Consider the following 15,170-nt stretch of genomic DNA (forward strand, 5'->3'; position numbering starts at 1 on the left):
ACAACGGGGCCGATCGACCATTTGCCGCCTTGGCACCGATCGATTGCGACGCCATATGTCAATGCGCTGGAGAGAGGACAACACCTTGAACGCCATCGCCGAACTGAACGAACAGACCGACCGCTCGCTTCTCATCGTTGAGGACGACAAGCCGTTTCTGGAGCGGCTGTCGCGCGCAATGGAGACACGGGGCTTTGCCGTAACATCGTGCGACACCGTCTCCGACGGTCTTGCGCAGATCGGCAAATCGGCACCGGCCTTTGCGGTGGTGGATCTGCGGCTCGGCGACGGCAACGGTCTCGACGTGGTCTCGGCGCTGAAGAAGAAGCGCCCCGATGCGCGCGCGATCGTGCTGACCGGCTATGGCAACATCGCCACCGCCGTGACCGCAGTGAAGATGGGCGCGATCGATTATCTGTCGAAGCCGGCCGACGCCGACGACGTCGTCGCCGCGCTGCTCTCGACCAGCGCGGAGAAATCCGAGCTGCCGACCAACCCGATGTCCGCCGACCGTGTGCGCTGGGAGCACATCCAGCGTATCTACGAAATGTGCAACCGCAACGTCTCGGAGACGGCGCGCCGGCTCAACATGCACCGCCGCACGTTGCAGCGCATTCTGGCCAAGCGCGCGCCGCGGTAGTTACTACGCTCAATCCTCTATCCCCGTCATCCTGAGGCGCTCGCCTTGCAAAGCAAGGCGAGCCTCGAAGGGCGACGGCCCGGCTGCATCGCGGCCGTGCATCCTTCGAGGCTCCCGACGGGACGCTCCGCGCCCCCGTCACTCGCGCCTCAGGATGACGGGGATACAGTTTCGTTCTTTTGGCTACTCCCAAAAATCCGCATGCCCCTGCGGATCGATCAAACGGTTGATCCGCAGGGCAGCCGCCATCGCAAAGCGCACCGTCATCTGCTTGCGCGTGGCGGCAGCAAGCTTGTGCTCGGGCGCCTCGCAATGCATGTGCGCGCCATAGGCGTCGGCGACGATCAGGCCGGTATCTTCAGGAAAGATCTCGCACGGCAGATCCTGCGTGAAGGCGAAGAACAGCCGGTCGCAATGGGCGCGGTATTCGTGCCATTTCTGATCAGCGCGCAGATCCTCGACCGACGATTTGATCTCGATAATCCAGATCTCGCCGCGCTCGTTCAACGCGACGAGATCGGCACGGCGGCCCGAGGGCAGCGGCAATTCGCTAATGCAGGAGAAACCGAGCGAGCGCAGCAGTCGCGCGGTGCCGCGCGCGACTGCCAGTGCGGTCTCCGACTGGCGGCGGTCCGGCGGCGGTACGAGGGCGATATTGCGGGCGGTGTTGTCCATGGGGGGAAAGGATAGCCGATTCCGTTGGGATGCACACTGCCGAGAATGGTCGAGCCGTTGCTCATTCTCAAATGTCGTCCTGGCGAAAGCCAGGACCCATTACCCCAAGGGTTTGTTGTAGCGCGAGCTGATAACCACCAATCTTCGCCAAACGACTTCCTGTGGTAATGGGCCCTGGATCTGCGCTTCGCTTGTCCAGGACGACATTGCGGAACCGCTTTTGCCTTTAAAACTTATCACGCAGCCGCCGCACCTCGGCGGCTCACGAGGCCGCGCGCGCATGATCGACGATCTCTGGTACAAGAACGGCGTGATCTACTGCCTCTCCGTCGGCTCCTATATGGATGCCAATGGCGACGGCGTCGGCGACTTCAAGGGCCTCTTGCGCCGGCTCGATTATCTGCATGGCCTCGGCATCACCACGATCTGGCTGATGCCGTTCCAGATTTCGCCGCAGCGCGACGACGGCTACGACATTGCGGACTATTACAGCGTCGATTCCCGCTACGGCACGCTCGGCGATTTCGTCGAGTTCACCCATGGCTGCAAGCAACGTGGCATCCGCGTCATCATCGATCTCGTCGTCAACCACACCTCGGACCAGCATCACTGGTTCAAGGAGGCGCGGCGCGACAAGAACTCGCCCTATCGCGACTGGTATGTCTGGTCCGACAAGAAGCCGGCCAACGCCCACGAGGGCATGGTGTTTCCCGGCGTGCAGAAATCGACCTGGACGCGCGACAAGGAAGCCGGCGCCTGGTATTTTCATCGCTTCTACGATTTCCAGCCCGATCTCAACACCTCGAACCCGCACGTGCAGGCCGAGATCCTGAAGATCATGGGCTTCTGGATCCAGCTCGGCGTCTCCGGCTTTCGCATGGATGCGGTGCCATTCGTGATCGCGACCAAGGGCGCCAAGGTGAAGAAACCGGTCGAACAGTACGACATGCTGCGCGCGTTCCGCGAATTCCTGCAATGGCGGCAGGGCGACGCCATCATCCTCGCCGAAGCCAATGTGCTGCCGAAGACGGACATGGAATATTTCGGCCGCGACGCCGACCGCATGCACATGATGTTCAACTTCCAGGTCAACCAGCATCTGTTCTATGCGCTGGCCTCGGCCGATTCGCGTCCGCTGGCGAAGGCGCTGAAGGCGACCAAGCCGCGGCCGGCGACGGCGCAATGGGGCCTGTTCCTGCGCAATCACGACGAGCTCGATCTCGGACGGTTGACCAAGGCGCAGCGCGAGGTCGTGTTCAAATGCTTCGGACCCCACAAGGAGATGCAGCTCTACGATCGCGGCATCCGCCGTCGCCTCGCACCGATGCTGGGCGGCGACCGCCGGCGGCTCGAGCTCGCCTACAGCCTGGTATGCACATTGCCGGGAACGCCCGTGATCCGCTATGGCGACGAGATCGCGATGGGTGATGACCTGTCGCTGCCCGAACGCGATTGCGCGCGCACGCCGATGCAATGGTCGACCGAGCCGCATGGCGGCTTCACCAAGAGCGACAAGCCGGCATGCCCCGTCATCGACAAGGGGCCGTCCGGCTATCCGCATGTCAACGTCGCAAAACAGCGACGCGATCCCAATTCGATGCTGAACTGGACCGAACGCATCGTGCGCATGCGCAAGGAGGTGCCGGAAGTCGGTTGGGGCGATTTCACCATCATTCCTGTGCGCGATCCCGCCGTGTTCATCATGCGCTATGACTGGCGCAACAATTCGGTGCTGTTCATGCACAATCTCGACGAGAAGCCACGCGAGATCGCGTTCTCGGCGGGGCTGCCTGATGGGGCCGGCGCGCACCTCATCAACCTGCTCGCGGAAGATCACAGCCACGCCGACAAGCGCGGCCAGCACCGCGTCGTGCTGGAGCCCTACGGCTATCGCTGGTATCGCGTCGGCGGGCTGGATTATCTGTTGAAGCGGAGCGACATCGACGCGAATACGGTGCGGGGGAGGAAACATCCGGGGTAGCCTCGTTAAACCCTCCGCCGGCGTCCCGGCGAAGGCTAGGATGGCGCCGCCACCACCACGCCCTCATTCCCCCGCAAATCCAGCACGCCCTCCAGCCGCTCACCTTCCCGATCGAGAAACGTCGACAGCAGGATCTCGCTGCCGAAGCGGATGGCGCTGGTGGTCACGGCGATCGGGTCGGGGCCGAGATTGAGCGCCACGACCACCGCTCTGCCGCCAGCCTCGCGGCGATAGAGCAGGAGATCGCCTTGCGCCGAGATCGGATGATAGTCGCCTGCCATCAGCGGCGGCGAGGCCTTCCGCAAGGCGATCAGGCGCTTGTACAGGTTCAGGATCGAGCGCGGATCGGCTTCGAGATCGACGACGTTCTCGCGGATGTGATCCTCCGGCAACGGCAGCCACGGCCGGACCTCCGAGAAGCCGGCGAAGTTCGAGGAATCCCACTGCATCGGCGTGCGGCAGCCATCGCGGCCGACACCGATGCCGGGCACGTTCTTCTCGAAGGGATCGCGCACGTCCTCCGGCGCGATCGCGAGCTGATGCATGCCGATCTCGTCGCCGTAGTAGAGCGTCGGCGTGCCGCGTAGCGTCAGCAGCAGCATGGCGGCGACGCGGGCCTGTTCGGGACCGACCCGGCTTGCCACGCGCGGACGGTCGTGATTGCCGAGCACCCAGTTCGGCCAAGCGCCGCGCGGCAGCGCCTTCTCGTAATCCTCGATGATCTTCTCGATCGAGCGCGCGCTCCAGAAGGTCGAGAGCAGCGCGAAGTTGAACGGCATCTGCGCGCCGGTGAGATCGTTGCCATAGTAGGCCATCAAGCGATGCAGCGGCAGATAGATCTCGCCGATCAAGACGCGCGCGCCAAAGCCATCGGTGAGACGCCGCATCTGCGCGATCACGGCATGCACCTCCGGCTGATCGGTCGAGTATTGCGTCAGGATCTTCTCGTTCGGCGGCCGGCCCTCGACGTAATGTGGGTTCGGCGGATTGTCGCGGAATTCGACGTCCTTGATCAGGTGCCAGATCACGTCGACGCGGAAGCCGTCGACGCCCTTCTCCAGCCAGAACCGCATCACCTCATAGATCGCCGCGCGAACATCAGGATTGCGCCAGTTGAGGTCCGGCTGCTGCGCGAGGAAGGCGTGGTAGTAATATTGCCCCGTGGTCTCGTCGAATTGCCAGGCGCTGCCACCGAACTCGGACAGCCAGTTGTTCGGCACGCCGCCATCGGGCGCCGGATCACGCCAGATGTACCAATCGCGCTTGGGATTGTCGCGTGAGGACCGGCTCTCGATGAACCAGGGATGCTGGTCCGAGGTGTGGTTCGGCACGAGATCGAGGATCAGCTTCAGGCCGTTGTCATGGGCGGCGGCGAGCAGAGCATCGAAATCGGCCATCGTGCCGAACAGCGGCTCGATGGCGGTATAGTCCGAAATGTCGTAGCCAAAATCCGCCATCGGCGAGGGAAAGATCGGCGACAGCCAGATCGCGTCGACGCCGAGCGATTTGACGTGAGGCAGCCGTCTGAGGATGCCAGCGAGATCGCCGACGCCATCGCCATCCGAGTCCTGAAAGGAGCGCGGATAGATCTGATAGAAGATGCCGTCGCGCCACCAATTCTCGTTGCCTTGAGCCATGCCGAAAGACCACCCAAATCTGCGCCTCGCGCGGGAGAACGCGACAGCGACGCCCCGGTTCAAATTGGCAGGTCAATTGGGACGGCCGTGTGACGGTTGTTCCCGAGCTCGTTCCGACTGTTTGGCCCGAATCTTTTGCTTGGCGGCCTGGCAAAAATCGGCATTGTGCGGCCATGACCGAACAAAATGACACCAAAGCCAAAGCCGGCGCGATCATCGTTCCCGTGACGTTGTTCGAGCAGAACTGCACCATCATCTGGGACGAGCCTTCCAAGAAGGCCGTGGTGATCGATCCCGGTGGCGACGTGCCGAAGATTCTGGACGCGATCAAGCAGACCGGCGTCAGCGTGGAAAAGATCTGGCTGACCCATGGTCATATCGACCATGTCGGCGGCGCGGCCGACTTGCGCGACGCGCTGAAGGTGCCGATCGAGGGCCCGCATGAAGCGGACAAGTTCCTGCTCGACAACGTGGTCGAGAGCGGCGCGCGCTTCGGCATGACCGGGGTGCGCAACTTTGCACCGGACCGCTGGCTCGACGAAGGCGACAGCGTCTCGATCGGCGGCTTGCAGTTTGACATCTATCACTGCCCCGGCCACTCGCCCGGCAGCGTGGTGTTCTTCAACAAGGACTTGCGTTTTGCCCATGTCGGCGACGTGCTGTTCGCAGGTTCAGTCGGACGCACCGACCTGCCCGGCGGCAGTCATGCCACGCTGATCAACTCGATAAAGACCAAGCTGCTGCCGCTCGGCGACGACGTCGGCTTCATCTGCGGCCATGGCGCCGGCTCCAGCATCGGCCAGGAGCGGATGACCAATCCGTTCATCACCGGCGAAATGTAGGTTTTACTCGGCGGCGTCCGCCAGCGCCGCGGGTTCGCCGAGGTTACGCTCGCCCCATTCGCGGATCGCGGCGACGACCGGCACAAAACTCCTGCCCTTGCGGGTCAGGCGATATTCGACCTTGGGCGGCACCTCGCCGAAATCCTTGCGGTCGATCAGACCGCTCGCCGTCAGCGCCTTCAATTCGCGGCTGAGCACGCGCGGGGTGATCTCGGCGCTGCCTTCCGTGCCGCGCAGCAGGCCGCTCCTGATCTCGCCATAGCGGCGCGGACCGTCCTTGAGGTCCCAGACGATGCGCAGCTTATACTTGCCGCTGATCATCTTCTGAAACGCCGCGACCGGACAGGTGCGCGCGGGGTTCGCTCTTGCCTTCGCCATTGCCTTGGCCATGTCGTCTCCTCCATGCGCGGAGTTCCTGTTTTGACGCGTTTTCTTTACGCGAACCGGTCTCCACTTCGCTCGAAAACGCTTTGGCCCGAGGATAGAAGCGACGGCGAAAAAGTCCATACTATCAATTTTGTCCATACTTGCAGGATCGCGCGCAAGCCGCAGATGATGACGCACACGACGAAGTAAGGAGCGTCACATGAAGCACTTCATGATCACATACGAATTCAGGAACGGCACGACGGAGGCCTGGCATCAGGAGATCAGCCGCTTCATCAAGGCGATCGACGGCGATCCGGAGCTGAAAGGGCGGATCGGCTATCGTGTCCTGAAGCACCGCGATGACGGTAGCTATATCCATCTCGCCAGCGTCACCGACGATGCCGCGCAAAAAACCCTGCAATCGCGCGAGTTCTTTAGGGCCTATCAGGAGATGACGCGGAAGGTGGCCGGCGGCGAGGTCACGGTGACACCGATCGAGTGGATCGATCAGACGGGCTAGCTTCGCTAAGCTGAACCAACGGCGTCGCCACAAACTCCGTTGTTGTCCCGGCGAAGGCCGGGACGACAGCGCTTACTTCATCAACCCCGCCGCCGTCAGCGCGCGCGTGATGATCTGGCCGAGATCGAAGCTGCGTGTCCGCTCGGGTTTCGCCTCGGCCGGCTGTGCGGCGACCGCGGCGCGGATCGAGCGGGCGAGATGCGGCGCGGGCGTCAGCGCCGGCTTCGGCGTCGCAGGCTTTGCCTCCGCCTTCGGCGCCGCCTCCGCAATCCAGCCGGTGAGGCCGAAGAATTTTGCGATGTGATAGGACGAGGAGATGCCGGCCTCGATCAGGAACGCGCCTTCCATGCCGTAACGCTGGTCGTTGTCGGCAAGGCCGAGCGGCGTGCCGTGCGCCATGTCGGTGATGGCGTAGGATTCGACCAGCGTCTCGCCGTCATGGTTCCACCAGGCCTGGCGCGGATAGCCGTCGACATTGGTCTCGGCCATCGGCACCTCGGGCAGATCATGCAGATCGAGCCACTGCTTCACGATCTCATTGGCGTTGCCGGGATTGACGGTGCGGTCGGCGCTGCCGTGCCACACCGACACCTTCGGCCAGGGACCACGATGGTGGGTGGCGTTGCGCACGAGATCGCCGAGCTCGCGCGCGGGACGCACGGGTGAATGGAACATGCCGTCCAGCGCCTCGCGCAGATTCGAGGCGATGCCATAGGGCAAGCCCGCGATCACCGCGCCGGCTGCAAAAACTTCCGGATAGGTCGCGAGCATCACCGATGTCATGCCGCCGCCGGCGGACAGGCCGGTGATGAAGATGCGCCTCTGATCGATGCGGTGCGCTTGCACCATGTGAGCGATCATCTCGCGAATCGACCGCGCCTCGCCGCTGTCCCGCGCGGTGTCTTCCGGATTGAACCAGTTGAAGCAGGTGTTGCCGTTGTTGATGCGCTGCTGCTCGGGCATCAGCAGCGCGAAGCCGTAATGCTTCGCCAGCGTCGACCAGCCGGCGCCGAGATCGTAGCCGGAAGCGGTCTGGCCGCAGCCGTGCAACACGACGACGAGCGCGCGCGGCTTCTGCAGCTGCGCTGGCACGAAGGCGAGCATGCGCAACGCGCCGGGATTGTCACCGAAATTCGTGACCTCTTGCAACGGGCTGGATGAATCCGCGCTGCGGCCGAGCTCGGCAAAGCGCAGACCGTCCAGCTTGGGCAGACGTCTCAACAGATCGACATTTCGGGCTAGTGACACGGCAACTTCCTGGTGGGCAACTTCCAACGTTCAGCCAAACCAGATAGCTGCTGCGTTGCAAAATAAAAAGACCGTGCGCTGTCAATCGCGCGAAAAACGCCGGAATTTCCCGCGGAATCCGCATCTATTAACCGCAATGCCTCAACTTGGTGCAGAGGCGCGGCGCATCCAGGCCAGAAATGCGGCGCAGATCATGACTAATGTCACAAACAGCGCAAGCGAGACGAGAAATCCTGCGCGCGCTGATTGCAACGATTCGGCGGCGAAGAACAATGCGCCGATTGCGGCCACTCCGGCCGCATTTCCGATCTGCGCCGTGGTGCCGTACATGCCGGAGGCCGAGCCTGCGGCGACAGGTTTTACGCTCGCGAGCACCGCGCCCGACAACGGCGCCATCACCAATCCCTGACCGTAGCCGAAGACGATCATCGTGAGCGCCAGCGCAAGCGGCGTCGGTGCATCGACATAGAACGCGACGAGCGCGAGCGCGGCGAGGCCTGCGATCTGGAGCGCGCAGCCCTCGAGCAACACCTTGGTGCCGCGATGCCGCGCCCGCGCGCCGCTGTGCCGCGAGGCCACGACGAAGGCAAGTGCGAGCGGGATGAAGGCGATGCCGGCGGCGAGCGGTGGAATTTTCAGGCCGCGCTGCATGTACAGCGTCATCACCAGGTAGAACGAGAGGTTGGCGATGAAAAAGAACAACGCCGCGCCGAGCCCGCGCAGGAAGGCTGCATCCGACAGCAGCGTGAGATCGACCAGCGGCATGCCGCCGTCGCGCGCGACCGCGCGCTCCAGCTTCAGGAACGCGGCGAGGATCGCGCCGCCGATTGCCATCACCGCCCACAACCACGGCGCCCAGCCGACATCGTGACCGAACAGCAGCGGACCGATCAGGCACAACAAGCCTGCGAACAGCACCACGCTGCCCTTGACGTCGAGCTTCGTACCTGATCGCCGCGGCACCGACGGCATGATGCGCCAGGCGGCAGTGGCGATGGCGAGGCCGCTGGGCACGTTGACGAAGAACACTGAGCGCCAGCCGGTGCCGGCGAGATCGAGCGTGACGAGGAGACCGCCGAGCAGGAAGCCCGCCGCGCCCGCAAGCCCGAGCACGATGCCATAGATGGCGAAGGCGCGGCTGCGCGTCTCGTCGGTGAAGAGCAGATGCAACGTCGCCAGCACCTGCGGCACCATCAGCGCCGCGGTCGCGCCCTGCGCCAGCCGAGCGATGATCAGCTCCGCGCCGGATTGCGCGAGCCCGCACCACAGCGAGGTCAGCGTGAAGCCCAGCACGCCGGCGAGGAAGACGCTCTTCGTGCCGTGGATGTCGCCGAGCCGGCCACCGGTGACGACCAGCGTGGCATAGGCGATCAGGTAGATCGCAATGACAGATTCGATCTGCGCCGGCGACGCTTTCAGATCGACCGCGATGGTGGGAATGGCGACGTTGACCACGAAGGCGTCGACGCCGAACATGAACTGGGCGGCCACCACGATCGCCAGCACCCACCAGCGGCGCGAGGAATCGAGCTGTCGTGTGACGGTTTGGTGCATCGGCGCATGACCCCGGACTATCGTTGCCCGATGATTTCAGATCGCGCGTGGTGTCGCGATTACCTCGCAGGTAGGATTCCCGCGCTTCCGCGGTTGCTTCGCCTCTCCCCGCGTTCGGGGAGAGGCCGGAATTCAAACGCAGTTTGAATTCCGGGTGAGGGGGAGCTTCCGCGAGTCGCACTGCCACTGAATTTGCGGAAGCAGCCCCTCACCCCGCCCTCTCCCAGTAAGAACGGGGAGAGGGAGACGAGACATCTCATCGCGCCTCCGCGCATGCCTGCATTCCGCCGCGCGGGACATCGTGCGATTGCGTTCGCTTCCGCGAGCACGTAGCCTCGCCGCCTCAACAAACATAAAATCGAAGCCGGAGAGAACGCCATGGCGCGCCTGAAATTCGGAGCCTTTCTTGCCCCGCATCACCCGATCGGGGAGCATCCGATGCTCCAGTTCCGGCGCGATCTCGACCTGGTCGAGCAGCTCGATAGCCTCGGCTATGACGAGTTCTGGTGCGGCGAGCATCACTCATCCGGCTGGGAGATGATCGCATCGCCCGAGATGTTCCTGGCCGCGGCCGGCGAGCGCACCAAGCGAATCAAGCTCGGCACCGGCGTGGTGTCGCTGCCCTACCACCACCCTTTCAACGTCGCCCAGCGCATGGTGCAGCTCGATCACATGACCGGCGGCCGCGCCATCTTCGGCTCCGGTCCCGGCGCGCTCGCCTCCGACGCGCATACGCTCGGCATCGACCCGATGACGCAGCGCGACCGCCAGGACGAGGCGATCGGTGTGATCCGCCGCCTCTTCAACGGCGAGCGCGTCACCGCGAAGAGCGACTGGTTCACCATGAACGACGCCGCGCTGCAGATCCTGCCGCTGCAGGAGGAGATGCCGTTCGTGGTGGCCTCGCAGATCTCTCCGTCCGGCATGACGCTGGCCGGCAAATACGGCATCGGCATCATCTCGCTGGGCTCGATGACGACGCAGGGGCTGATGTCGCTGCAGCAGCAATGGCAATTCGCCGAGGACGCCGCGAAAAAGCACGGCACCACGGTGAGCCGCGCCGACTGGCGGGTGCTCCTGACCTGGCATATCGCCGAGACCCGCGAGCAGGCGCGCCGCGAGGCCGGCGCCGGGCTGATGCGCTGGCACAACGAATATAATGTCGGCACGCTGCAGCGGCCGGGCCTCACCGCTTTCTCCTCGCCCGACGAAGCCGTGGACAAGACCGCCTTCGTCGAGGGCGCAGCCTCCACCATCGGCACACCCGACGATCTCGTCAAAACCATCAAGAACGTGATGCAGGTGTCCGGCGGGGTCGGCGCCATCATCGGCTTCGTGCACGACTGGGCCAATCCGGAAAACACCCGCCGCAGCTGGGACATGGTGGCGCGCTACGTCGTCCCGGAGATCAACGGCTACATCGACGGTCTTCGCAAGTCGCAAAAATTCGTGATCGAGAATCGTGCGATCTTCGAGCGTGCGGGCCAGGCCGTGATGGCCAAGATCATGGAGAACGAGAAGGCCGCCGAGGCGCTGAAGGTGACCGGCCCCGGCCGCGTCGCCATCCCCGCCGTCAACGCCCCGGATTTGCAGAAAGAAGCGGCGAAGCGGTAGGTCTATCTCCGTCGTCCCGGCGAAAGCCGGGACCCATAGCCACCGATTTGAGTTTGGCGATGATTGGTAATTGCCAGCTCGCAACAAACTACTTCCTGGGGTTATGGGTCCCGGCCCCCGTGCGCAATTGCGCACTAGGCCGGGACGACGATGGTTCGTGCTTGCGCGCAAGACCACCGGATCGTGCTATGCTCGCGGAGCTTGCCAACCGGAGCAATCGTCATGTCGATGCAGAATGTGGCCGCCCCTGCGCTTGGCTTCACCCCGCCCAGGCGCAATGAGCTGACCCACATCCCCGGCGACGAAGGCTGGCCGATCATCGGCAAGACCTTGCAGGTGCTCGCCGACCCCAAGGGGCACATCGAGGCGAACGGCGCCAAATACGGTCCGGTCTACCGCACGCACATTTTCGGCGAGACCAATGTCGTGCTGCTCGGGCCCGAGGCCAACGAGCTCGTGCTGTTCGACCAGCAGAAACTGTTCTCGTCCACGCACGGCTGGAACAAGGTGCTCGGCCTGTTGTTTCCGCGCGGGCTGATGCTGCTCGATTTCGACGAGCACCGCCTGCATCGCAAGGCGCTGTCGGTTGCATTCAAGGCCGGGCCGATGAAGTCATATCTCAGCGATCTCGATCGCGGCATTTCCGCGCGCGTCGCGCAGTGGAAGGCCAAGCCCGGCGAGATGCAGCTCTATCCGGCGATGAAGCAGCTCACGCTCGATCTCGCTGCGGCCTCGTTCCTCGGCGCCGACATCGGCCCCGAGGTCGACGAGATCAACCGTGCCTTCGTCGACATGGTCGCGGCCGCCGTCGCCCCGGTCCGCCGCCCCCTGCCCGGCACCCAGATGGCGCGAGGGGTGAAGGGACGCAAGCGCATCGTCGCCTATTTCCGCGAGCAGATTCCGCTGCGACGCGGCAATCACGGCGGCGATGACCTGTTCTCGCAGCTCTGCCGCGCCACCCATGAGGACGGCGCGCTGCTCTCGGAGCAGGACATCATCGACCATATGAGCTTCCTGATGATGGCGGCGCATGACACGCTGACCTCGTCGCTGACCTCCTTCATTGGCGAACTCGCCGCAAATCCGGACTGGCAGAACAGGCTGCGGGCGGAGGTCCTCGCGCTCGGCCTCGCCCCGGATGCGCCGAGCAGCTTCGACGATCTCGAAAAAATGCCGCTGACGGAGATGGCGTTCAAGGAGGCGCTGCGGATCAAGCCGCCGGTGCCCTCGATGCCGCGCCGCGCGATGCGCGATTTCAGCTTCAAGGGCTTTACGGTTCCGGCCGGCACCGCGGTCGGTGTCAATCCGCTCTACACCCATCACATGAAGGACATCTGGCCGGAGCCGGACCGGTTTGATCCAATGCGCTTCACCGAGGAGGCTCAGCGTGGCCGCCACCGCTTCGCCTTTGTGCCCTTCGGCGGCGGCGCACATATGTGCCTCGGCCTGCACTTCGCCTACATGCAGGCGAAATGCTTCGCGCGGCATTTCCTGCAGAACGTCGAGGTATCGCTGGCGCCGGGCTACAAGCCGGACTGGCAGATGTGGCCGATCCCGAAGCCGCGGGATGGTTTGCGGGTGCGGGTGAAGGCGGTTTGAGCCTCCCGTGTCCCGGACGCGCAAAAGCGCGAGCCGGGACCCAGAATCTTGCGATAAGTTCAGCGCGGAGAGATGGGCCCCGGCTCTGCAGCGCACCGCTGAAGGAGCGCTGCGCTGCGTCCGGGGCACGAGAACTCCCTGGCGAGATATCCTAGGGTGGGCAAAGCCACCGGGTCGCGCGTACGACGACAGCCCACCATGTCTCTCCCGGTTTGAACACCGACGGTGGGCACGGCGCGCGAAAGAGCGCGCCTTTGCCCACCCTACGGCAGCGTTGCCCTCAGCAACTACGCCCCCTGATCGAACGCCTTGCGCAAGGCCACATAACCCTGCTGCTGCTGGCTCCAGTTGCGGCCACCGGTCATGGCACCGTCGATGACGAGGTCGTGGCCGTTGATGAAGCTGGATTCGTCGCTCGCCAGGAACACCGCGGCGTGGGCAATGTCATCAGGGAGACCGGCGCGCGGGATTGGCTGCGCGGTCTTGTAGACCTCGCGCATCACCGCCGGCGTCTTCTCGGCCGCGTCGGTCGACAGCCCCAGCGCCTTGCCGAAGATGCCGGTTGCGATCGCGCCGGGCGAGATCGAGTTGACGCGCACATTGGACTCGCCGAGCTCCATCGCTACGCATTTGGTGAGATGGATCACCGCCGCCTTGGCCGCGCTATAGACCATCGAGGACGAGAACCCGGCGAGACGGCCGGCGATGCTGCCATTGTTGATGATGCTGCCAAAACCCTGCTTCTTCATGTGGGGCGCGGCGTGCTTCATGCCGAGCATGACGCTGCGCACCAGCGTCGCCATCGCCGCATCGAACCGCTCGGCCTCGAGGCCCTCGATGCCGCCGGTCTGCGCCGGGCCGCCCGCATTGTTGAACAGGCAGTCGATCCGGCCGAATCTGTCGACCGCGAGCGTGATCAGCGCCTGCATCTGCGCTTCGACGGTGACGTCGGTCTGGCGGAAGATGCAAGTCGCCCCGAGCTGCTTCGCCAGCGCCTCGCCTTCCGGCACGCGCCGACCCGCGATCACAATTTTGGCACCTTCGGCAACGAAGACTTCCGCGGTACGCAATCCGATCCCGCTCGTCGCGCCGGTGATGACCGCAACCTTGCCGTCTAGCCTGCCCATGGAATGTTCCCGTTTTTGAATGATTTGATTTTCAGATGGCGGACACTGACAGATGACGGCGCCGCGACGGTCACTATTCCCGCCGGCCCGCGGCAAGGCAAGCTTTGCTTGCGCGTCCGACATGCGTAACATTCGCAACCATGGCTCGACTTTCGAACGGGCATCGCGACCGGGCGGGGCATGGGGAAGCTGATCGACGAGTTCCGCAAAGGCTGGCAGGGCGTGGCACCGCCATCGCTCGCTCTGAGCATCGCCTTCGCGGCCGCCTGCTTGCTGATTGCGACGGCGGCGCGCTGGGGTCTCGCGCAGGTCCGGCCCGACGTCTACTTCACCCCGTATTTCCCGGCCGTGTTCTTTGCCGCCGCGTTCGGCGGCTTCCGGATCGGCGTCGTGACGGCACTCGTCGGCGGCGTGCTCGGCGTCGTCGTCAATTTCAGCGATGCCTTTGCCGATCACGCGCGATTTGCCTTGCTGGCGCTTTACTGGGCCGTGAGCGCGCTGACGATCTGGGGTGTCGAGCATTATCGCTCGCTGCTGATCGAGCAGCGCCGGATTTCCAAGCGCCTGATCGAGGAAGAAGACTATCGCAAGCTGCTGGTCGATGAGCTCCAACACCGGCTGAAGAACAAGCTGTCGACGGTGCACGCCGTGCTGCACCAGGTGCTGCACGACCAGCCGCAAGTCTGGGCCCGCATCGATCCGAGGCTGCGGTCGCTGGCCACGACCGACGATTTGATCTCGCGGATCGACAAGGCGGGCTGCGACATCCGCGATCTCCTGATCGCGGAGCTCGGGCCTTACGGCCACGTCCGCTTCACGCTCAATGGCGACCGGCTGTTCCTCCCGCCGAAGCTCGCGGTCACGCTGTCACTGATGTTTCACGAGCTCGCCACCAACGCGGGCAAATATGGCGCGTTCTCCGCGCCGCGCGGATTGTTGCAGGTGTCATGGACAGTCACCGGCGATCGCCTGACCATCACCTGGGACGAGACCGAGGGACCAAGCATCGGCGAGGTGTCGGCACCGGGCTTCGGCACCAAATTGCTGAAGTCGGCGCTAACCGCCTTCGACGGCAAGACCGAGCTCTCATTCTTGAAGACCGGCCTCCATTGCATCATGCAATGCCGTATCCCCAAGGGCGGCTGACGGACAGCAAACGGCTCGCACGTTTCAACCCAAGCTCATCGCGCGATCAGGTTCGATACAAGCGAAAGAGAACCGCGCGCTCCGCTCGCAGTTTGGCGGGGCGCATTGACCCTCTGTTAATGACGATCGACGTCGCGCGTCGCATCGTCGCAAGTTTCGTCCAAAACACCCCCGTATTTCTTCGGACCTCTTAACCAAACTTAAGAGGGAACCGCGCT

Annotated in this window: 13 protein-coding genes; 7 read left to right on the forward strand and 6 right to left on the reverse strand. The window is 64.0% G+C overall.

What is annotated here, in order from left to right:
- The first annotated feature begins 85 nt into the window (after positions 1-85).
- Positions 86-640 carry an ActR/PrrA/RegA family redox response regulator transcription factor gene (locus tag ACNJX8_RS40880; protein WP_164934823.1) on the forward strand — a complete coding sequence of 185 codons (555 nt, stop codon included), beginning with the start codon at positions 86-88 and terminating at the stop codon, positions 638-640.
- A 183-nt stretch (positions 641-823) separates the two neighbouring features.
- Here the strand turns inward: ACNJX8_RS40880 and ACNJX8_RS40885 are convergent, their stop codons facing one another.
- On the reverse strand, positions 824-1,315 hold the full coding sequence (locus ACNJX8_RS40885) for an MmcB family DNA repair protein (protein WP_439359148.1): 492 nt from the start codon (positions 1,313-1,315) through the stop codon (positions 824-826).
- A gap of 280 nt (positions 1,316-1,595) precedes the next feature.
- Here ACNJX8_RS40885 and ACNJX8_RS40890 point away from each other — a divergent pair, with 280 nt between their 5' ends.
- Positions 1,596-3,296, forward strand: a complete 1,701-nt coding sequence (locus ACNJX8_RS40890) for an alpha-amylase family protein (RefSeq protein ID WP_439359149.1) — start codon at positions 1,596-1,598, stop codon at positions 3,294-3,296.
- A gap of 35 nt (positions 3,297-3,331) precedes the next feature.
- Here ACNJX8_RS40890 and ACNJX8_RS40895 read toward each other — a convergent pair whose 3' ends face one another.
- Positions 3,332-4,933, reverse strand: coding sequence for an alpha-amylase family glycosyl hydrolase (locus ACNJX8_RS40895; protein WP_439359150.1), 1,602 nt, complete (start codon positions 4,931-4,933; stop codon positions 3,332-3,334).
- Positions 4,934-5,106: 173 nt separating this feature from the next.
- Here ACNJX8_RS40895 and ACNJX8_RS40900 point away from each other — a divergent pair, with 173 nt between their 5' ends.
- Positions 5,107-5,775 (forward strand): MBL fold metallo-hydrolase, encoded by a 669-nt coding sequence (locus ACNJX8_RS40900; protein WP_128940629.1) that lies wholly within the window; start codon positions 5,107-5,109, stop codon positions 5,773-5,775.
- 3 nt (positions 5,776-5,778) lie between these two features.
- Here the strand turns inward: ACNJX8_RS40900 and ACNJX8_RS40905 are convergent, their stop codons facing one another.
- On the reverse strand, positions 5,779-6,165 hold the full coding sequence (locus ACNJX8_RS40905) for a winged helix-turn-helix transcriptional regulator (RefSeq protein ID WP_439359151.1): 387 nt from the start codon (positions 6,163-6,165) through the stop codon (positions 5,779-5,781).
- Positions 6,166-6,361: 196 nt separating this feature from the next.
- Between ACNJX8_RS40905 and ACNJX8_RS40910 the strand changes: the two genes are divergently transcribed.
- Entirely contained in the window at positions 6,362-6,664 is a 303-nt protein-coding gene (locus ACNJX8_RS40910) for a hypothetical protein (protein ID WP_128940630.1), read from the forward strand.
- A gap of 72 nt (positions 6,665-6,736) precedes the next feature.
- On the opposite strand, the gene ACNJX8_RS40915 is transcribed toward ACNJX8_RS40910, so the two are convergent.
- Positions 6,737-7,912 carry an extracellular catalytic domain type 1 short-chain-length polyhydroxyalkanoate depolymerase gene (locus tag ACNJX8_RS40915; protein ID WP_439359152.1) on the reverse strand — a complete coding sequence of 392 codons (1,176 nt, stop codon included), beginning with the start codon at positions 7,910-7,912 and terminating at the stop codon, positions 6,737-6,739.
- A 141-nt stretch (positions 7,913-8,053) separates the two neighbouring features.
- Positions 8,054-9,466: an MFS transporter gene (locus ACNJX8_RS40920; RefSeq protein WP_439359153.1), complete on the reverse strand. Its 1,413-nt coding sequence runs from the start codon at positions 9,464-9,466 to the stop codon at positions 8,054-8,056.
- Between the two features lie 378 nt (positions 9,467-9,844).
- On the opposite strand from ACNJX8_RS40920, the gene ACNJX8_RS40925 reads away from it, so the two are divergent.
- Both ACNJX8_RS40925 and ACNJX8_RS40930 read left to right on the forward strand, forming a co-directional pair.
- Positions 9,845-11,080, forward strand: coding sequence for an LLM class flavin-dependent oxidoreductase (locus ACNJX8_RS40925; protein WP_128930323.1), 1,236 nt, complete (start codon positions 9,845-9,847; stop codon positions 11,078-11,080).
- Positions 11,081-11,302: 222 nt separating this feature from the next.
- Positions 11,303-12,679: a cytochrome P450 gene (locus ACNJX8_RS40930; RefSeq protein ID WP_439359154.1), complete on the forward strand. Its 1,377-nt coding sequence runs from the start codon at positions 11,303-11,305 to the stop codon at positions 12,677-12,679.
- Positions 12,680-12,966: 287 nt separating this feature from the next.
- On the opposite strand, the gene ACNJX8_RS40935 is transcribed toward ACNJX8_RS40930, so the two are convergent.
- Positions 12,967-13,806: an SDR family NAD(P)-dependent oxidoreductase gene (locus tag ACNJX8_RS40935; protein WP_128947889.1), complete on the reverse strand. Its 840-nt coding sequence runs from the start codon at positions 13,804-13,806 to the stop codon at positions 12,967-12,969.
- 180 nt (positions 13,807-13,986) lie between these two features.
- On the opposite strand from ACNJX8_RS40935, the gene ACNJX8_RS40940 reads away from it, so the two are divergent.
- The gene (locus tag ACNJX8_RS40940; RefSeq protein WP_128947888.1) at positions 13,987-14,952 is read left to right on the forward strand and encodes a sensor histidine kinase; all 966 of its coding nucleotides are present in this window, start codon (positions 13,987-13,989) and stop codon (positions 14,950-14,952) included.
- Positions 14,953-15,170 lie beyond the last annotated feature (218 nt).

Origin of the sequence: Bradyrhizobium sp. SPXBL-04 (assembly GCF_051853035.1) — a bacterium.
GTDB classification, from domain to species: Bacteria; Pseudomonadota; Alphaproteobacteria; order Rhizobiales; family Xanthobacteraceae; genus Bradyrhizobium; species Bradyrhizobium zhanjiangense.